An 18,127-nucleotide genomic window follows, 5' to 3' on the forward strand; every position below is an offset into this window, starting at 1 on the left:
CATGCCGATCAAGAACCGTTTCGCCGAGATGCACCCAGAAATCACCGCTTGGCGGCATGATTTCCACGAAAACCCCGAAATCCTGTTCGACGTGCACCGCACCGCCGGGATCGTGGCCGAAAAGCTGCGCGCCTTTGGTTGCGACGAAGTGGTCGAGGGGATCGGCATCACCGGCGTCGTGGGCGTGATCAAGGCGGGCAATTCTGACCGCGTGATCGGGCTGCGCGCCGACATGGACGCGCTGCCGATGACCGAGATGACGGGGCTCGCCTATGCCTCGAAGGTGCCCGGAAAGGCCCATGCCTGCGGGCATGACGGCCACACCGCGATGCTGTTGGGGGCCGCGAAATACCTGTCCGAGACGCGCAATTTCGACGGCACCGTGGTGCTGCTGTTCCAACCCGCAGAGGAGGGTGGCGGCGGCGGCCTGAAGATGGTCGAGGACGGCGCGATGGACCGCTGGAACGTGCAAGAAGTCTACGGGTTGCACAACATGCCCGGCGTGCCGGTCGGCGAATTTGCCATCCGTCCGGGGCCGCTGATGGCCTCGGCTGATGAATTTGACATCGTGGTGACGGGCAAGGGCGGCCACGCGGCGGCCCCGCATCAGGCGGTCGATACCACGCTGGCGGCCAGCCATATCGTGATCGCGCTGCAATCCATCGTCTCGCGCAATGTTGACCCGGTGAAACAGGCCGTGGTGACGGTGGCGACCTTTCTGACCGAAAGCGACACCCAGAACGTGATCCCGCAAACGGCCAAGCTGCGCGGCACCGTGCGCTGCTTTGAGCCCGAAGTGCGCGACCAGATCGAGGAACGCCTGAAAGCCGTCGCAACCCTGACCGCACAGGCCTATGGCGCGACCGTGCAGGTGAACTATCACCGCGGCTACCCGCCGACCGTGAACGCCGAGGAACCCACCCAGCACGCGATCGAGGCGGCGCAGGCCGTCGCGCAGCACGTGGAAACCAACACGCCGCCGATCATGCCGGCCGAAGATTTCTCGTACATGCTGGAAGCGCGGCCCGGCGCCTATATCTTCATGGGGAACGGGGACACGCCGATGTGTCACCACCCCGCCTATGACTTCAACGACGCCGCGATCCCGCTGGGTTGCAGCTTTTTCGCCGAACTGATCGAGCGCCGCCTGCCGCGCGCCTAACTTAAGGACCCCGAAATGCCCGTGAAAAACCGCTTTGCCGAACTTCAGGACGAAATCACCGCCTGGCGGCGCGATTTCCATGAAAACCCCGAGATTCTGTTCGATACCGTCCGCACCGCCGGGATCGTGGCCGAAAAGCTGCGCGCCTTTGGTTGTGACGAGGTGGTCGAGGGCATCGGGCGCACCGGCGTGGTCGGCGTCATCAAGGGCAAGTCCAATACCGGCGGCAAGGTGATCGGGCTGCGTGCGGACATGGACGCGCTGCCGATCCACGAGCAGACCGGGGTCGAGTATGCCAGCAAAACCCCCGGCGCGATGCATGCCTGCGGCCATGACGGCCACACCGCGATGTTGCTGGGGGCCGCTAAGTACCTGTCAGAGACACGGAATTTCGACGGCACCGTCGTCGTGATCTTCCAGCCCGCCGAAGAGGGCGGCGGCGGCGGCAAAGAGATGTGCGACGACGGCATGATGGACCGCTGGAACATCCAAGAGGTCTACGGCATGCACAACTGGCCGGGCCGACCGACCGGTTCGTTCGCGATCCGCCCCGGCGCGTTCTTTGCCGCGACCGACATTTTCGAGATCGAGTTCGAGGGCAAAGGCGGCCACGCTGCCAAGCCGCAAGAGGTGATCGACACGACCGTGATGGCGTCTCAGGCGGTTCTGTCGCTGCAGACGATCGCCAGCCGTAACGCCGATCCGGTGGATCAAGTCGTTGTTTCTGTGACATCTTTCGAGACGTCCTCCAAGGCATTCAACGTCATCCCGCAGCGCGTGACGCTGAAGGGCACCGTCCGCACCATGAGCGCCGAGATGCGTGATCTGGCCGAGGCGCGGATCAGCCAGATCTGCAACGGCGTGGCGGTGACGTTTGGCGGGGTGGCCCGCGTGAACTACACCCGCAACTACCCGGTGATGGTGAACACGCCCGAGCAGACCGATTTCGCCGCCGAGGTCGCGCGCTCGATCAGCGGGCAATGCGACGAAGCCCCGCTGGTCATGGGCGGCGAGGATTTCGCCTTCATGCTGGAGGAGCGCCCGGGTGCCTATATCCTGGTCGGCAACGGCGACACGGCGATGGTTCACCACCCGGAATACAATTTCAACGACGAGGCCATCCCTGCCGGGTGCAGCTGGTGGGCCGAGATCGTCGAGCGGCGGATGCCCGCTGCGTAACGCGAAAGGCGCCCCGCGGGGCGCCTTTTTTCATCCGCCGGTGTGGCTCATGTGGCGGGACATTTTCCCGCTAACCTCTTGTCGGGAATAGTCAAAATCGTGCCCCTTGGGTTTCAGCCCGATGGCGGCGCGAATGGCGGCCTCTAGCTGTGTGTCGTCGGTGTTGCCGCGCAGGGCGGGGCGCAGATCGGCCATGTCCTCTTGGCCCAGGCACATGAACAATTCCCCCGTGCAGGTCAGGCGCACGCGGTTGCAGCTTTCGCAGAAATTGTGGGACAGCGGGGTGATAAAGCCGATTTTCTGGCCGGTTTCCTCTAGCCGCACATAGCGGGCGGGGCCGCCCGAGCGTTCGGAAAGGTCGGTCAGGGTGTATTGCTGCGCCAGCGTCGCGCGCAGATCTTTCAGCGGCCAGTATTGATCCAGCCGGTTTTCGTTGCCGATATCGCCCATCGGCATGACCTCGATAAAGGTCAGGTCCATGTCGCGCGATTTGCACCATTCCACCATCGGGAACAGCTCATCCTCGTTGAAACCTTTGAGGGCTACCGCGTTGATTTTGATGCGCATTCCGGCACGTTGGGCGGCGTCGATGCCCTCCAGCACTTGCGGCAGGCGGCCCCAGCGGGTGATGTCGGCGAACTTTTTCTCGTCCAGCGTATCCAGCGAGACATTCACCCGCCGCACGCCCGCATCGTACAATTCCGCCGCAAAACGTGACAATTGCGAGCCGTTCGTGGTCAGCGTCAGCTCTTTCAGCGCGCCGGAGTCGAGGTGCCGGGACATGTCCTGAAAGAAGGTCATGATGCCACGACGGACCAACGGTTCGCCCCCGGTGATGCGCAGTTTTTCGACACCCATCCGGATGAAGGTGGAACAGACGCGGTCCAGTTCTTCCAGCGTAAGTAGTTCTTTTTTCGGAAGAAAAGTCATGTTCTCCGACATGCAATAGACACATCGGAAATCGCACCGGTCGGTGACGGAAACGCGAAGATACGAGATCGCGCGTTGGAAGGGGTCGATCAATGGGGCGGTCATGGGCGGAAGGTAGGCGCGGAACCTTGCCGGGGCAAGGGGCGATGTCATTGATCGGTTACGCGAATGGTCGTAGCCTGCCGTCATGAAAGCATATTTGACCGTTTCCTTGGCCGTGTTGGCCGTTTCCGCCTGTACCCCGATGGAGAAAATCGGGCTGGATCTGCGTCTGAAAAAGGACCGTCCCGCCGAGGTGCAACCCGCCGAGCCGCCGGTGAGCGAGCCGGTGGACGTGGTGCCGGAAACGCCGCAAACCCCTGATGAGACAGGGTTTTTGGGCGTCACCGTGGCCTCTTTGGGTGATACATCCCGCGAGGGGTTCTGGGTCGAAACCCCGTTGGTCAGCGCCCCCGCGAAGGGCAGCGTGCGCTACCGCAAGACCGGGCGCACGGTGAAGGTGGACCTGATCCCGATCGCGGGGCCGTCTACCGCCGGAAGCCGGTTGTCGCTGGCCACGATGCGGCTGCTGAATGCGCCCCTGACGGGCCTGCCCGAGGTGGAAATCTACCGTAAATAACGGGTCGTTTACCTGGCCTTTACCCGCGAAATCGTACGATTCGGGGCGATTTTGGTACGCGTGAAATCAGGCGGCCGGCAGGTGCTTGGCCGCTTCCTTGCGGGCGAAGGGTTTGAGCTGCGCGCCGTAGCGATCCAGAAAGGCGCGGGTGCGATCTGCGTCGTGTTTGGACAGGTCGCGCAGCCACCAGGCGATGGCCTTCTGGATGAACCACTCGCGGTCGTCGACGTAGCGCGCGCACCAGTTCAGGACGCGGTCGCGGATCTCCAGATCGGTCGGCTTGGGGGTGTTCTGTTTCGCCCAGGGCAGGGTGATGACCAGCGCGGCGCGGCGGGTCCACAGGTGCGGGGAGTGGGTCCAATCCTCGACCTGATCGACGCGGGTGGGGTTGGCCAGCAGGCGCTTTTGCCCGGCCATGCAGACGTGATCGGCGATGGCCCAGCTGTCGAATTGCGGCACCCAGGACTGGATCAGGATCCAGGTCTGCTCGTCATCCTTGATGCGGGCCTGAGTCAGCAGCTTGGCGGCGGCGATGCGGGCCTCGAAAATGTCGGTGTCCCACAGGGCGCGGGCCAGGTCGACGCGTTCGGGCACCGTCAGGCTGTGGCGCCATTCGGTGGACAGGTCGTTGAGCGCGGTGTTGGGGATGCCCAGCACCTCGCGCGTCTGCTTGTGGTAGGCGGCCATACCCTCGGCGCGGCCGGGCTCGATGGCGGCGCGCAGCTGGGCGAGGGCGTCGTCCAGCGTCATTCCACCGTCACCGATTTGGCCAGGTTGCGCGGCTGGTCAACATCGGTCCCCTTTGCGACGGCGGTGTGATAGGCCAGCAGCTGCGCAGGCACGGCGTAGAGGATCGGTGACAGCACCGGGTCAACCTGAGGCATGACGATGGTTTCCCAGGTGTCATTCACGGCCTCGGCGGCACCGGCAGCATCGGTGATCAGCATGACCTTGCCGCCACGCGCCAGCACCTCTTGCATGTTCGAGACGGTCTTTTCAAAGAGGCCATCGCGGGGGGCCATGACGACCACCGGCAGGGTCTTGTCGATCAGCGCGATGGGGCCGTGTTTCAGTTCGCCCGATGCATAAGCTTCGGCATGGATGTAGCTGATTTCCTTGAGTTTCAGCGCGCCTTCGAGGGCGAGCGGATACATCAGGCCGCGGCCCAGGAACAGCACGTCCGACGCCTCGGCCAGCTTGCGGGCGGCGCGTTCGGTGGCGGCGTTCTGGTCCAGCGCGTGGTTCAGCGTGTTGGGCAGCGCGCGCAGTTGCGACAGCAGGTCGGACAGACGCTCGGGCGAGATGGTGCCGCGCTGCTCGGCGGCCTTGAGGGCCAGCATCAGCAGGACGGTCAGCTGGCAGGTGAACGCCTTGGTCGAGGCGACGCCGATCTCGGCCCCGGCCAGGATCGGCAGGGCCAGATCGCTTTCGCGCGCGATCGAGCTTTCGGGGACGTTGACCACGGACACGATCTGCGCGGCCTTGTCCTGGCAATAGCGCAGGGCGGCGAGGGTGTCGGCGGTTTCGCCCGACTGGCTGACGAACAGGGCGACGGTTTTCGCAGGGATCGGCGGCTCGCGGTAGCGGAACTCGGATGCGATATCGACCTCGACCGGCAGGCGGGCCAGCTGTTCAAACCAGTATTTCGCGGTCAGGCAGGCGTAGAAGGCGGTGCCGCAGGCGACCATGGTCAGCCGGTCGATCTGGGTGAAATCCAGACCGTCGCCGGGCAGGGCGACATGGGCGGCGTCGTTGCTCAGGTAGTGGCGGATGGCTTCGCCGATCACGCTGGGCTGTTCGGCAATTTCCTTTGCCATGAAGTGCTTATGGCCGCCCTTGTCGATGCGGGCGCTGTCAATCTCGATCCGGCGCATGTCGCGGTTGGCCAGATGGTTGTGGGCGTCGCGGATTTCGACGGAATGGCGGGTCAGGACGGCCCAGTCGCCTTCTTCCAGATAGGTGATGCGGTCGGTCAGCGGGGCCAGGGCGATCGCGTCCGAGCCGACGAACATCTCTCCGTCGCCGTGACCGATGGCCAGCGGGCTGCCCTTGCGGGCGGCGATCATCAGGTCCTCTTCGCCGTCGAACAGAAAGGCCAGCGCAAAGGCACCGTGCAGACGCGACAGGGTCAGGCGGGCGGCCTCGACGGGGGCGTGCCCCTCGGCCATGTAGGATTGCGCCAGCAGGGCGACGGTTTCGGTGTCCGTCTCGGTGACGAAGTCGAAGCCCTTCTCGGTCAGCTCGCAGCGCAGTTCGCGGAAATTCTCGATGATGCCGTTATGGACGACAGCGACGGGGCCCGCGCGGTGGGGGTGGGCGTTCAGAACCGAGGGCGCACCATGCGTGGCCCAGCGGGTGTGGCCGATGCCGGACTTGCCGGGCAGCGGGTCGTGCACCAGCAGGTCGGACAGGTTCACCAGCTTGCCGACGGCGCGGCGGCGGTCCAGGTGACCGTTGTTGACGGTCGCGATCCCGGCGCTGTCATAGCCGCGATATTCCAGCCGTTTCAGCGCCTCGACCAGGATAGGAGCCACTTCGTGGTTCCCGAGCACCCCCACAATACCGCACATCAGACAGCCCCTTTATCGCGTTTGGCTTTCTTATTCTTTAGAATATCGAACAATTTTACCGCCAGGCCGGGTTTGACCTCCTGCTTGGCGCGGGACATGGCCAGCGCCTCGGCGGGGACGTCTGCGGTGATGACCGAACCGGCGGCCGTCATCGCGTCGCGGCCGATTTTCACCGGGGCGACCAGCATCGTGTTGGAGCCGATGAAGGCGCGCGGGCCGATCTCGGTCTGGTGCTTCATGACGCCATCGTAGTTGCAGGTGATGGTGCCCGCGCCGATATTGGCAGCCTTCCCGATGGTCGCGTCGCCGATATAGGACAGGTGGTTCACCTTGGCGCCTTCGTCGATATACGAGGACTTCACCTCGACGAAGTTGCCGATGCGGACGTCCTCGGCCAGCTCGGCCCCTGGACGCAGGCGGGCAAACGGCCCGACCGAGGCGCGCTGGCTGACGTGGCAGCCTTCGAGATGGGTAAAGGCGCGGATGCGGGCACCGGATTCCACGGTGACGCCCGGCCCGAACACGACATTCGGTTCCACGATCGAGTCGCGCCCGATCACGGTGTCATGGGCGAAGAACACGGTCTCGGGGGCGATCAGGGTGACGCCGTCCTCCATCGCGATCAGACGGGCGCGGGCCTGCCATGCGGCCTCGGCTGCGGCCAGTTCAGCGCGCGAGTTGATGCCCAGCGTCTCGGCCTCGTTGCAGGTGACGGCGGTGGCGGACAGGCCGCGCGACCGGGCGATGCCGATGATGTCGGTCAGGTAATATTCGCCGGCAGCGTTGTCATTGCCCACCGCGTCGATCAGGCTGAACAGCGTCGCACTGTCGGCGCAGATCACACCGGAATTGCAGAGGGTTATGGCGCGCTCTTCATCCGTCGCGTCCTTGAACTCGACGATGCGGTCCAGCGAGGTACCGGTCATCACCAGACGGCCGTAACGGCCGGGATCGGCGGCGGTAAAGCCCAGCACGACGACGTCATGCTTGGCGCGCGCCTCGACCATTGCCTCCAGCGTTTCGGGCTGGATGAAGGGGGTGTCGCCGTACAGGACGATCACGTCGCCCTCGTACTCGGCCAGCAGGGGGCGGGCCTGATCGACGGCATGGGCGGTGCCCAGCTGTTCGGATTGCAGCGCGAATTGCGCGTCCTCGTCCCAGTCCAGGGCGGCGGCCTCGACCAGATCGGCGCCATGGCCGGTGACGATGACGGTGCGTTCAGGGGCCAGGGCCGCGCCGGATTTCATGGCGTGGATCAGCAAAGGCGCACCGGCGATCTGGTGCAGGACCTTGGGCAGGTCCGAGTTCATGCGTGTTCCCATGCCTGCGGCGAGAATGATGAGGGCGGTGCTCATGCCGTCTCTCTTGTTGTTTTTGCGTTGCGCCCGTTTTATCCGCTGAGGGGCGCGGCGCAAGCCCGCGATGAGTCACTTGTGATTGCGGCATGTGACAAGGGTGCGCGGAAAGGCGCTGAAAACACGGGGCAGGCGATGAAAACTGTAATATTCGATCTGGACGGGACGCTGGCAGACACAAGCGGCGACCTGATCGCGGCGGCGAACGCCTGTTTCCGCGGGATGGGCGAAGGCGACGTGCTGAGCGTGGCGCAGGATGCCTCGACCGCGTTCCACGGCGGGCGCGCGATGCTGAAGCTGGGGCTGGAGCGGCTGAACCACCCGGACATCGAAGGGCAGATCGCTGAATGGTATCCCGTGCTGCTGGAGGCCTACGGTGCGGATATCGACCGGCACACCACGCTGTATCCCGGCGTGATGGAGGCGGTGGGGGCGCTGTGCGGCGCGGGCTATCGCGTTGGCATCTGCACGAACAAGCCCGAGGGGCTGGCCGAAACCCTGATGCAGCGGCTGGGGGTGCGGGATGCGTTTGCCTCGCTGATCGGGGCGGACACGCTGCCGGTGCGCAAACCCGACCCGGAGCCGCTGCGCCAGGCGGTGCTGCGCGCGGGCGGTGATCCGGCGCAATCGGTGCTGATCGGCGACACCATGACCGACCGCAAGACCGCCGCCGCGATGGGCGTGCCCTGCGTGCTGGTGACCTTCGGCCCGGACGGGCGCGGGGTCGAAGCGTTGAACCCCGAGGCGCTGCTGGACCACTACGACGACCTGCTGGGCGTGGTGCAGGGCCTGCTGGGGCCCGCCGCATGACCGAGGTCTTCACCGGCAACTTCACCCAGCAGGAACCCATCCCCGAAGAGGGGATCGAGGCGGCGCTGCGGGTGATGCGCTCGGGCCGGCTGCACCGGTACAACACGGTGGGCGACGATCCCGGCGAGGTCGCCCTGCTGGAGCAGGAATTCGCCGCCGCAATGGGCGCGCGCTATGCGCTGGCGGTGGCGTCAGGCGGCTACGCGCTGGCCTGCGCGCTGCGGGCGGTGGGGGTAAAGCCGGGCGACCGGGTGCTGACCAACGCCTTCACGCTGGCACCAGTGCCGGGGGCGATCGCCTCGGTCGGGGCGGTGCCGCTGTTCGTGGGCGTGACCGAGGCGCTGGTAATTGATCTGGATGATCTGGCGGCCAAGGCGGATCAGGCGGATGTGCTGATGCTCAGCCACATGCGCGGCCACCTGTGCGACATGGACCGGCTGCTGCAGATCTGCGCCGATGCGGGTATCCAGGTGATCGAGGACTGCGCCCACACAATGGGTGCGCGCTGGAACGGGCGGCTATCGGGGACGGATGGGGTGATCGGCTGCTATTCGACCCAGACTTACAAACACATGAACTCGGGCGAGGGCGGGCTGCTGATCACCGATGACGCGCAGGTGATGGCGCGAGCGGTGATGCTGTCGGGCTCGTACATGCTGTACGACCGCCACCTTGCTGCGCCGGATGCGGCGACGTTCGAGGCGGTGAAATACGACACCCCTAACGTGTCAGGCCGCATGGACAACCTGCGCGCCGCGATCCTGCGCCCACAACTGCGCGCACTCGGCACCCAATGCGACCGCTGGAACGAACGCTATCGGGTGGTCGAGACCGGCCTGCGCGACACAACCGGCCTGACGGTGATCGAACGGTCCGAACAGGAATACTTCGTCGGCAGCTCGATCCAGTTCCTGCTGCTGGACTGGCCCGATGCCGCCATCCAAGAGGTCCAGCGCCGCTGCGCGGCCCGCGGGGTGGAACTGAAATGGTTCGGCGGCGCCGAGCCGGTGGGCTTCACCAGCCGCTATGACAGCTGGCGCTACGCCCCCAGCGCGCCCATGCCCGCCAGCGACCGGGTGCTCAAGGCCATCCTGGACATGCGCCTGCCACTGACCTTCAGCACCCAGGATTGCGCCCTGATCGCCCGCATCATTCGCGCCGAAGTCAGCGCGGTGTATCAGTCGCTCTGACCCTGGCGCTTGCGCTGGGCGGCATTTGTGGGAAGTGAGTATTTGGATCAGAAAGAAGCAGATCTGGTTTCTTTCTGAATGAAATACTCCGGGGGTTTGGGGGCAGCGCCCCCAACCTTAGTCGCTGCCGTAGAGCGGCACGGTGGAGATCGAGACCTTGGCCGAGCCTTCGGCCAGTTCCGTCGCGTGGGCGACGTAGATCAGGGTCTGGTTGGCCTCGTCGAAGATCCGTTTGACGCGCAGTTTCTTGAAGATGATCGAGCGGGACGTCTTGAACACGTCCTCGCCGCCTTGGCTGCGGTCGATGTCGCCGATGGTGATCGGGCCGGTCTGGCGGCAGGCGATGGAGGCGTTCGAGGGGTCCTCGAACCAGTTGCCCTGGCTGAGGCGGTCCAGCAGGCCGCGGTCGAAATAGGCGATGTGGCAGGTGACGCCCTCGACCTTGGGGTCGTGGATCGCTTCGAGGACGATATCGTTTCCGGTCCAGTCGACGCCGATTTCTCCGACTTTGTCGGCGGCAAGGGGCGTGGCGGCGATCAGCAGGGCGGCGCAGGCGAGGGGGAGGTGGCGCATGGGGTCTCCGGCAATTGGTTTGTCCTTAGATGGGGAGTGCGGCCGGAATTGCCAGTTTTGTCATTTGTATTGACCCGACTCGGGGCCTGTGTCTATTTATGAACAAGCGTTCAATAACGGGACAATGAGATGGAGGATCGGCCATGTTCAACGCGGTGATGAAGTACGACCTGGGCGAGGATGTGAATGCGCTGCGCGAGATGGTGCATCGCTGGGCACAAGAGCGGGTCAAGCCGATGGCGGCCAAGATTGACCAGGACAACGAATTCCCCAACGAGCTGTGGGAAGAGATGGGCGAGCTGGGTCTGCTGGGTATCACCACCCCTGAGGAATACGGCGGGGCGGGCATGTCCTATCTGGCGCATGTGATCGCGGTCGAGGAGATCGCGCGGGCGTCGGCCTCGGTGTCGCTGTCTTATGGCGCGCATTCGAACCTGTGCGTCAACCAGATCAAGCTGAACGGCACCCATGAGCAGAAGATGAAGTACCTGCCGGGGCTGATCTCGGGCAAGACCGTCGGCGCGCTGGCGATGTCGGAACCGTCGGCGGGCTCGGACGTGGTGTCGATGAAGCTGAAGGCGGATAAGCGCAACGGCTATTACGTGCTGAACGGCAACAAGTACTGGATCACCAACGGCCCGGATGCGGACACGCTGGTGGTTTATGCCAAAACCGACCCCGAAGCGGGCAGCAAGGGCATCACCGCTTTCATCGTCGAGAAGTCGATGAAGGGGTTCAGCACCTCGAAGCATTTCGACAAGCTGGGGATGCGCGGCTCGAACACGGCCGAGCTGATCTTCGACAATGTCGAAGTGCCGTTCGAAAACGTGCTGGGCGAAGAAGGCAAGGGCGTGCGCGTGTTGATGTCGGGCCTGGATTATGAGCGCGTGGTGCTGGCCGGGATCGGCACCGGCATCATGGCGGCCTGCCTGGACGAGGTCATGCCCTACATGGCCGAGCGCAAGCAGTTCGGTCAGCCCATCGGGAATTTCCAGCTGATGCAGGGCAAGCTGGCGGACATGTACACCAAGATGAACTCGGCCCGGGCCTATGTCTACGAGGTGGCCAAGGCCTGCGATCGTGGCGAGGTGACCCGTCAGGATGCGGCGGCGTGCTGTCTCTATGCCTCTGAAGAAGCGATGGTCGTGGCGCACCAGGCCGTGCAGGCGTTCGGTGGCGCGGGCTATCTGAGCGACAACCCGGTCGGGCGCATTTTCCGCGACGCCAAGCTGATGGAGATCGGCGCAGGCACCTCGGAAATCCGCCGGATGCTGGTGGGCCGCGAAATGATGGCGGCGATGAGCTGAGCCATGCTGCTGAGGGGGGAGGACTACGGCAGCCTGGTACGGGGGTTCCAATGGAACCTTCCGGAACGGCTGAACATGGCGCGGCAGGTCTGTGACGACTGGGCCGCGCGGGTGCCGGATCGCGTGGCGATCATCGACATGACCGCCGGCACCCGGCGCAACGTGAGTTATGGCATGTTGCGCCGCATGGCCGATACCCTGGCCGCCGAGCTGCGCGCGAAGGGCGTGCAGCGGGGCGACCGGGTGGGTGTGCTGCGGTCTCAGTCCCCCTGGACGGCGGCGGCGCATATCGCGTGCTGGAAACTGGGCGCGATTTCCATTCCCCTGTTCAAACTCTTTGGCACCGAGGCGCTGCTGACGCGTCTGGAGGATGCCGGCGTGGCCTGGGTGGTCTCGGACCCCGAGGGCACGGATGGGCTGCGCGAATGGCTGGCGGGCGCTGGGCACGGGCAAATCGTGCCCGAGGAGCTGTCGCTGAGCGACACGCCCGTTGAGGCGGTCGATACCGGCCCCGAGGATCCGGCGGTTCTGATCTATACCAGCGGCACGACCGGGGCGCCCAAGGGCGCGCTGCATGGTCACCGCGTGCTGCTTGGCCACCTGCCGGGGGTCGAGGTCAGCCATGATTTTCTGGGGCAGGGGGGCGATTGCCTGTGGACCCCGGCCGATTGGGCCTGGATCGGCGGGCTGTTCGACGTGCTGATGCCGGGGCTGGCGCTGGGCGTGCCGGTCGTGGCGGCACGGATGGACAAGTTCACCGTAGCCGAATGTCAGCGCATCGTGGCCGAAGGCGGCGTGCGCAACGTGTTTTTCCCGCCCACCGCGCTGCGGATGCTGAAGGCCGAGGACGCGCGGATTTCCGGGCTGCGCTCGGTCGCGTCGGGGGGCGAACCGCTGGGCGCCGAGATGCTGGCCTGGGGGCGTGATGCCTTTGGCGTGGCGATCAACGAATTCTACGGGCAGACCGAATGCAACATGGTCGCCTCGTCCTGCGGGGCGCTGTTCGACGCGCGACCGGGCTGCATCGGCAAGCCCTCTCCGGGGTTCCGCATCGCGGTGCTGGACGCGGACGGCCTGCCGACCGACGGCGAGGGCGACGTGGCGATCGCAAAGGGTGCCGCCAGCATGATGCTGGGCTACTGGAACCGGCCCGAGGCGACGGCCGAGAAATTCCTGGGTGACTGGATGCTGACCGGCGACCGCGGCCGGTGGGAGGACGACTTCTTGCGCTTTGTCGGGCGCGAGGATGACGTCATCACCAGTGCGGGTTACCGGATCGGGCCGTCCGAGATCGAGGATTGCCTGCTGCGCCACCCGGCGGTGGCCACGGTGGGCGTGATCGGCAAACCCGACCCGCTGCGCACCGAGATCGTCAAGGCCTATGTCGTGCTGAAACCGGGCCATGCGCCCTCGGACGCGCTGGCGGCCGAGCTGCAGGGCTTCGTCAAGGAGCGCGTCGCCAAGCATTCCTACCCGCGCGAAATCGGGTTCCTGGACGCGCTGCCGATGACCGTCACCGGCAAGGTGATCCGCAAAGAGTTGAAGGCCCGCGCCAGTCAGGAGGCATCATGAGCCTGATGTCGCGCCTGTCCGGCCATGCCTGCCCGAACTGCGGGGCCGAACCGGGATGGTTCGCGCTGCACTCGACCTTTCGGGGCGGGGCCAAGCGGACCCGGTACAACGAGTTTGCCGCCTGCCCGGGCTGCGAGGCGCGGCTGGTGCTGAGCACACGGCCCGATGGCCCCGGCCTGCTGGTCTGGCAGGGGCTGCTGCCGCTGCTGGTGGCGGCGCTGTTCATCGGCGGCATGGTACTGTCGCTGTCTTTCGTCTCGCCTGACGGGGGGCTGACGCCCGCCGCCGTGGCGATGTTCTCATTCACGGCCGTCTTCGCGGTGTTGGTCATTCTGATCCGCGCGCGACTGGAGCGGCATTTCTTTCAGGTGGAGGTCCTATGAAACTGAACTCTTCTGCCATCCCCTCGTCCGAGACGTTCCAGGCCAACCGGCGTGGGCACCTCGAGGCGCTGGAGGTGATCCGCGAAGCCGCCGAAGCCGCCCGCATGGGTGGGGGCGAAAAATCCCGTCAACGCCACGAGGCCCGCGGCAAGATGCTGCCGCGCCGCCGGGTGCGCGCGCTGCTGGACCCGGATTCGCCCTTCCTCGAGATCGGCGCCACCGCGGCCCACAACATGTATGACAACGCCGCCCCCAGCGCGGGCGTGATCGCGGGCATTGGCCGCGTGCACGGGCTGGAATGCATGATCGTGTGCAACGACGCCACCGTGAAGGGCGGCACCTACTACCCGATGACGGTCAAGAAACACCTGCGCGCCCAGGAAATCGCCGAGCAGAACAACCTGCCCTGCATCTACCTGGTCGACAGCGGCGGCGCCAACCTGCCCAACCAGGACGAGGTGTTCCCCGATCGCGACCACTTCGGCCGCATCTTCTTCAACCAGGCGAACATGTCCGCCAAGGGCATCCCGCAGATCGCCGTGGTGATGGGATCGTGCACCGCAGGCGGCGCCTATGTGCCCGCGATGTCGGACGTGACGATCATCGTCAAGGAACAGGGCACGATCTTCCTGGCCGGCCCGCCGCTGGTCAAGGCCGCCACCGGCGAAGTCGTCACCGCCGAGGATCTGGGCGGCGGCGATGTGCACACCCGCCTGTCGGGCGTGGCCGATTACCTGGCCGAGGACGACGCCCACGCCATCGCGCTGGCCCGCCGCGCAGTCAGCCACCTGAACCGCGCCAAACCGCTGGGCGTGCAGTGGCAATCCTCCGAGGAACCGCTCTACGACCCCGAGGAAATCCTGGGCGTCGTGCCCGCCGACCTGCGCACCCCCTACGACATCCGCGAGGTGATCGCCCGCACCGTCGACGGCTCGCGCTTTGACGAGTTCAAGCCGCGCTTCGGCGAAACCCTGGTCACCGGCTTTGCCCATATCAAGGGCTGCCCGGTGGGCATCATCGCCAACAACGGCGTGCTGTTCTCGGAAGCCGCGCAAAAGGGCGCGCATTTCGTCGAACTGTGCAGCCAGCGCAAGATCCCGCTGATCTTCCTGCAAAACATCACCGGCTTCATGGTCGGCCGCAAATACGAAAACGAGGGCATCGCGCGCCACGGCGCCAAGATGGTCACCGCCGTCGCCACCACCAAGGTACCGAAAATCACCATGCTGGTGGGCGGCTCCTTCGGTGCGGGCAATTACGGCATGGCCGGCCGCGCCTATTCCCCGCGCTTCCTCTGGAGCTGGCCGAACAGCCGCATCAGCGTGATGGGCGGCGAACAGGCCGCGGGCGTTCTGGCTACCGTGAAACGCGACGGCATCGAGCGCGCAGGCGGCACCTGGTCCTCCGAGGAAGAGGCCGAGTTCAAGCGCCCCACCATCGAGATGTTCGAGGAACAAAGCCACCCGCTCTACGCCGCCGCCCGCCTGTGGGACGACGGCATCGTGGACCCGCGCAAAACCCGCGACGTGCTGGCCCTGTCGCTCAGCGCCACGCTGAACGCCCCGATCGAGGACACGAAGTTCGGCGTCTTCCGGATGTGATGCCTTCTTCTTTTTCCAAATATCCCGGGGGTCCGGGGGCTGGCCCCCGGTACTGCCCGAACCGAAAGGACCGAACTGATGTTTGACAAGATCCTGATTGCCAACCGGGGCGAGATCGCCGTCCGCGTGGCCGCCACGGCCCGCAAGCTGGGCGTCAAGGTGGTGGCCGTCTATTCCGATGCCGACGCGCAGGCCGCCCATGTGGCCGCCGCGGACGAGGCCGTGCATATCGGTGGCTCGGCCCCGGCGCAAAGCTACCTGCGCGGCGACGCCATCATCGAGGCCGCGCTGGCCACCGGCGCACAAGCCATCCACCCCGGCTATGGCTTCCTCTCTGAAAACCCCGGCTTCGTCGATGCCGTCGAAGCCGCCGGGCTGGTGTTCATCGGCCCCTCGGCCAGTGCGATCCGCAAGATGGGCCTCAAGGACGCCGCCAAGGCGTTGATGGAGGAGGCGGGCGTGCCCGTCGTGCCGGGTTATCACGGCGCCAACCAGGACCCGGAACACCTGTCCGGCGCGGCTGACGCCATCGGCTATCCGGTGCTGATCAAGGCCGTTGCGGGCGGCGGCGGCAAGGGCATGCGCCTTGTCGAACGCCCCAAGGATTTCGCGGATGCGTTGGCCTCGGCGCAGGGCGAGGCGCGGACGGCCTTCGGCAACCCTGACGTTCTGATCGAGAAATACATCCAGCAGCCCCGCCATATCGAGGTGCAGGTCTTTGGCGACGGCACCAGCGCGGTGCACCTGTTTGAACGCGACTGCTCGCTGCAGCGCCGCCACCAGAAGGTGATCGAAGAGGCTCCGGCCCCCGGCATGACGCGCGAGATGCGCGCCGCGATGGGGCACGCCGCCGTCCGCGCCGCCGAGGCGATCGGCTACAAGGGAGCGGGCACCATCGAATTCATCGTCGATGGCAGCCGTGGCCTGCGCACTGACGGGTTCTGGTTCATGGAGATGAACACCCGCCTGCAGGTGGAACACCCCGTGACCGAGGCCATCACCGGCGTCGATCTGGTCGAATGGCAGCTGCGCGTCGCCAGCGGCGAGGGCCTGCCCAAGATGCAGGACGAGCTGACGATCACCGGCCACGCCTTCGAGGCGCGCCTGTATGCCGAGGACGTGCCCAAGGGCTTCCTGCCGGCCACCGGCACGCTGTCCCATCTGGCGTTCCCGGCGTCGTGCCGGGCTGATAGCGGCGTGCGCTCGGGCGACACGATCAGCCCGTTCTACGATCCGATGATCGCCAAGGTCATCACCCACGGGGCCACCCGCGAAGTGGCGCTGAAACAGCTGGGTCAGGCGCTGGCGGGCACGCAGGTCGCGGGCACCGTGACCAACCTGGCCTTTCTGGGCGCCCTGTGCGCGCACAAGGGGTTCGCGGCGGGGCAGGTCGATACCGGCCTGATCGGGCGCGATCTGGGCAGCCTGGTAACGGCCCCCACGGTCGCCCCGCAGATCACCGCGCAGGCCGCGATGGTGGCGCTGAACCTGATGGGCAAGCCGGACTGGGATCAGGGCTTTACCCTGTGGGGCGCCAGCTGGCGCGAGGTGCTGCTGGAACGCGACGGTGAACCGCTGGACGTGGGCGTGATGCTGCGTGGCGCGGGCTCGGCGCTGATCAACGTGGACGGGCTGGTGGTCGAGGCGCTGTATGGCGCCAGCGGCTGGAGCTTTGACGGCGCCAAGGCGGCCGATTGGGCACGCTCGGGCGCGGTGATCACGGTGTTCGCCGATTATGGCGTGGCCTTCCACGTCGTCGATCCGCTGGACCGCGCGGCCAGCGCCGGTGCGGCCGGCAACCTGATCGAGGCGCCGATGCCAGGTCTGGTCAAGGCGGTCTTTGCGACGGCTGGCCAACAGGTTGCCGCGGGCGACCGTCTGGCCATCCTGGAGGCGATGAAGATGGAACACTCGCTGCTGGCGGCGCGCGACGGCGTCGTGGCCGAGGTTCTGGTCGCTGCAGGCAGCCAGGTCGAGGCAGGCGCGGCCCTGATCCGGCTGGAAGACGAGGAATAAGCGATGACCGAATACGTCGAGATCTTCGAGGTCGGCCCCCGCGACGGCTTGCAAAACGAAAAGGCGCAGATCCCTACCGCGGCCAAGGTCGCGCTGGTGGATTGCCTGTCCGGCGGTGGCTTCCGCCGGATCGAGGTCGCCAGCTTTGTCAGCCCGAAATGGGTGCCGCAGATGGCCGATAGCGCCGAGGTGCTGGCCGGGATCACTCGCGCAAGCGGCGTGTCTTATGCCGCGCTGACGCCGAACATGATGGGGCTGGAACGCGCCCTTGCCGCCAAGGCGGACGAGGTGGCGATCTTCGGCTCGGCCTCGGAAGGGTTTTCCAAGGCCAACATCAACGCCACCATCGCCGAAAGCCTGGAGCGGTTTCGCCCCGTGGCCGAAGCGGCGCGGGCGGCGGGCGTCAAGGTGCGCGGCTATGTCAGCTGCGTGACCGACTGCCCCTATGACGGCGCGGTGCGCCCCGAGGCCGTGGCGCGTGTTGCCGCCGAACTGGCCGCGATGGGCTGCTACGAGATCAGCCTGGGCGACACGATCGGGCAGGGCACCCCGGAAAGCATCGGCGCGATGCTGGACGCGGTGCTGCAGGTCGTCCCTGCGGGCAAGCTGGCGGGCCATTACCACGACACGGCGGGCCGCGCGCTGGCCAATATCGAGGTGTCGCTGGACAAGGGCCTGCGCGTGTTCGACGCGGCCGTGGGGGGGCTGGGCGGTTGCCCCTACGCCCCCGGTGCGGCGGGCAATGTCGCCACCGAGGCGGTCCATGCCAAGCTGATCGAGCTGGGATATGCCACGGGGCTGAAACCCGAAATTCTGGAAACGGCGGGTGCGATGGCACGCGCGATGCGGGGGATGTAAGG

General features: G+C 65.9%; 16 protein-coding genes. 11 read left to right on the top strand and 5 right to left on the bottom strand.

The window, feature by feature from the left end; translation table 11 throughout:
• The first annotated feature begins 1 nt into the window (after position 1).
• Both E7681_RS11740 and E7681_RS11745 read left to right on the top strand, forming a co-directional pair.
• Entirely contained in the window at positions 2–1,162 is a 1,161-nt protein-coding gene (locus E7681_RS11740) for a M20 aminoacylase family protein (protein WP_136339493.1), read from the top strand.
• 15 nt (positions 1,163–1,177) lie between these two features.
• Complete coding sequence (locus E7681_RS11745; protein ID WP_136339494.1) at positions 1,178–2,341, top strand: M20 aminoacylase family protein; 1,164 nt, start codon at positions 1,178–1,180, stop codon at positions 2,339–2,341.
• A gap of 30 nt (positions 2,342–2,371) precedes the next feature.
• Here the strand turns inward: E7681_RS11745 and moaA are convergent, their stop codons facing one another.
• Positions 2,372–3,376 (bottom strand): GTP 3',8-cyclase MoaA, encoded by a 1,005-nt coding sequence (moaA, locus tag E7681_RS11750; protein WP_136339495.1) that lies wholly within the window; start codon positions 3,374–3,376, stop codon positions 2,372–2,374.
• Between the two features lie 82 nt (positions 3,377–3,458).
• On the opposite strand from moaA, the gene E7681_RS11755 reads away from it, so the two are divergent.
• On the top strand, positions 3,459–3,890 hold the full coding sequence (locus E7681_RS11755) for a hypothetical protein (protein ID WP_136339496.1): 432 nt from the start codon (positions 3,459–3,461) through the stop codon (positions 3,888–3,890).
• A gap of 66 nt (positions 3,891–3,956) precedes the next feature.
• Here the strand turns inward: E7681_RS11755 and E7681_RS11760 are convergent, their stop codons facing one another.
• Genes E7681_RS11760 through glmU form a run of 3 tightly spaced genes read right to left on the bottom strand, consistent with a single transcriptional unit; the run spans position 3,957 to position 7,815 of the window.
• Positions 3,957–4,640, bottom strand: coding sequence for a DNA alkylation repair protein (locus E7681_RS11760; protein WP_136339497.1), 684 nt, complete (start codon positions 4,638–4,640; stop codon positions 3,957–3,959).
• Entirely contained in the window at positions 4,637–6,460 is a 1,824-nt protein-coding gene (gene glmS, locus E7681_RS11765) for a glutamine--fructose-6-phosphate transaminase (isomerizing) (RefSeq protein ID WP_136339498.1), read from the bottom strand. The genes E7681_RS11760 and glmS overlap by 4 nt, the downstream gene beginning before the upstream one ends.
• Positions 6,460–7,815 (bottom strand): bifunctional UDP-N-acetylglucosamine diphosphorylase/glucosamine-1-phosphate N-acetyltransferase GlmU, encoded by a 1,356-nt coding sequence (gene glmU, locus E7681_RS11770; RefSeq protein WP_136339499.1) that lies wholly within the window; start codon positions 7,813–7,815, stop codon positions 6,460–6,462. Before glmU ends, glmS begins: the two co-directional genes overlap by 1 nt.
• 135 nt (positions 7,816–7,950) lie before the next feature.
• Between glmU and E7681_RS11775 the strand changes: the two genes are divergently transcribed.
• Together E7681_RS11775 and E7681_RS11780 are read left to right on the top strand one after the other, a co-directional pair.
• Positions 7,951–8,625, top strand: coding sequence for an HAD-IA family hydrolase (locus tag E7681_RS11775; RefSeq protein WP_136339500.1), 675 nt, complete (start codon positions 7,951–7,953; stop codon positions 8,623–8,625).
• Positions 8,622–9,815: a DegT/DnrJ/EryC1/StrS family aminotransferase gene (locus E7681_RS11780; RefSeq protein ID WP_136339501.1), complete on the top strand. Its 1,194-nt coding sequence runs from the start codon at positions 8,622–8,624 to the stop codon at positions 9,813–9,815. The genes E7681_RS11775 and E7681_RS11780 overlap by 4 nt, the downstream gene beginning before the upstream one ends.
• 117 nt (positions 9,816–9,932) lie before the next feature.
• On the opposite strand, the gene E7681_RS11785 is transcribed toward E7681_RS11780, so the two are convergent.
• A complete protein-coding gene (locus E7681_RS11785) occupies positions 9,933–10,388 on the bottom strand; it encodes a CreA family protein (protein ID WP_136339502.1) in 456 nt (151 codons plus the stop codon).
• A 143-nt stretch (positions 10,389–10,531) separates the two neighbouring features.
• Between E7681_RS11785 and E7681_RS11790 the strand changes: the two genes are divergently transcribed.
• From E7681_RS11790 to E7681_RS11815, 6 genes are all read left to right on the top strand, one after another.
• Positions 10,532–11,695, top strand: a complete 1,164-nt coding sequence (locus E7681_RS11790) for an isovaleryl-CoA dehydrogenase (RefSeq protein WP_136339503.1) — start codon at positions 10,532–10,534, stop codon at positions 11,693–11,695.
• A gap of 3 nt (positions 11,696–11,698) precedes the next feature.
• On the top strand, positions 11,699–13,267 hold the full coding sequence (locus E7681_RS11795) for an AMP-binding protein (RefSeq protein WP_136339504.1): 1,569 nt from the start codon (positions 11,699–11,701) through the stop codon (positions 13,265–13,267).
• Positions 13,264–13,650: a hypothetical protein gene (locus E7681_RS11800; protein ID WP_136339505.1), complete on the top strand. Its 387-nt coding sequence runs from the start codon at positions 13,264–13,266 to the stop codon at positions 13,648–13,650. The genes E7681_RS11795 and E7681_RS11800 overlap by 4 nt, the downstream gene beginning before the upstream one ends.
• Positions 13,647–15,251: a carboxyl transferase domain-containing protein gene (locus tag E7681_RS11805; RefSeq protein WP_136339506.1), complete on the top strand. Its 1,605-nt coding sequence runs from the start codon at positions 13,647–13,649 to the stop codon at positions 15,249–15,251. The genes E7681_RS11800 and E7681_RS11805 overlap by 4 nt, the downstream gene beginning before the upstream one ends.
• A gap of 78 nt (positions 15,252–15,329) precedes the next feature.
• A complete protein-coding gene (locus E7681_RS11810) occupies positions 15,330–17,267 on the top strand; it encodes an ATP-binding protein (RefSeq protein ID WP_136339507.1) in 1,938 nt (645 codons plus the stop codon).
• Between the two features lie 3 nt (positions 17,268–17,270).
• Positions 17,271–18,125 (top strand): hydroxymethylglutaryl-CoA lyase, encoded by an 855-nt coding sequence (locus E7681_RS11815; RefSeq protein WP_136339508.1) that lies wholly within the window; start codon positions 17,271–17,273, stop codon positions 18,123–18,125.
• Positions 18,126–18,127 lie beyond the last annotated feature (2 nt).

The organism is Thalassobius vesicularis, from assembly GCF_004799325.1.
GTDB classification, from domain to species: Bacteria; Pseudomonadota; Alphaproteobacteria; order Rhodobacterales; family Rhodobacteraceae; genus Thalassobius; species Thalassobius vesicularis.

What these genes read in the sequence shown, in the direction of transcription:
- E7681_RS11755 (WP_136339496.1), top strand. Translation starts at nt 3,459, where the DNA reads ATGAAAGCATATTTGACCGTTTCCTTGGCCGTGTTGGCCGTTTCCGCC.
- glmS (WP_136339498.1), bottom strand. Translation starts at nt 6,460, where the DNA reads ATGTGCGGTATTGTGGGGGTGCTCGGGAACCACGAAGTGGCTCCTATC.
- E7681_RS11745 (WP_136339494.1), top strand. Translation starts at nt 1,178, where the DNA reads ATGCCCGTGAAAAACCGCTTTGCCGAACTTCAGGACGAAATCACCGCC.
- moaA (WP_136339495.1), bottom strand. Translation starts at nt 3,376, where the DNA reads ATGACCGCCCCATTGATCGACCCCTTCCAACGCGCGATCTCGTATCTT.
- E7681_RS11775 (WP_136339500.1), top strand. Translation starts at nt 7,951, where the DNA reads ATGAAAACTGTAATATTCGATCTGGACGGGACGCTGGCAGACACAAGC.
- E7681_RS11790 (WP_136339503.1), top strand. Translation starts at nt 10,532, where the DNA reads ATGTTCAACGCGGTGATGAAGTACGACCTGGGCGAGGATGTGAATGCG.
- glmU (WP_136339499.1), bottom strand. Translation starts at nt 7,815, where the DNA reads ATGAGCACCGCCCTCATCATTCTCGCCGCAGGCATGGGAACACGCATG.
- E7681_RS11740 (WP_136339493.1), top strand. Translation starts at nt 2, where the DNA reads ATGCCGATCAAGAACCGTTTCGCCGAGATGCACCCAGAAATCACCGCT.
- E7681_RS11815 (WP_136339508.1), top strand. Translation starts at nt 17,271, where the DNA reads ATGACCGAATACGTCGAGATCTTCGAGGTCGGCCCCCGCGACGGCTTG.
- E7681_RS11785 (WP_136339502.1), bottom strand. Translation starts at nt 10,388, where the DNA reads ATGCGCCACCTCCCCCTCGCCTGCGCCGCCCTGCTGATCGCCGCCACG.
- E7681_RS11795 (WP_136339504.1), top strand. Translation starts at nt 11,699, where the DNA reads ATGCTGCTGAGGGGGGAGGACTACGGCAGCCTGGTACGGGGGTTCCAA.
- E7681_RS11760 (WP_136339497.1), bottom strand. Translation starts at nt 4,640, where the DNA reads ATGACGCTGGACGACGCCCTCGCCCAGCTGCGCGCCGCCATCGAGCCC.
- E7681_RS11780 (WP_136339501.1), top strand. Translation starts at nt 8,622, where the DNA reads ATGACCGAGGTCTTCACCGGCAACTTCACCCAGCAGGAACCCATCCCC.
- E7681_RS11800 (WP_136339505.1), top strand. Translation starts at nt 13,264, where the DNA reads ATGAGCCTGATGTCGCGCCTGTCCGGCCATGCCTGCCCGAACTGCGGG.
- E7681_RS11805 (WP_136339506.1), top strand. Translation starts at nt 13,647, where the DNA reads ATGAAACTGAACTCTTCTGCCATCCCCTCGTCCGAGACGTTCCAGGCC.
- E7681_RS11810 (WP_136339507.1), top strand. Translation starts at nt 15,330, where the DNA reads ATGTTTGACAAGATCCTGATTGCCAACCGGGGCGAGATCGCCGTCCGC.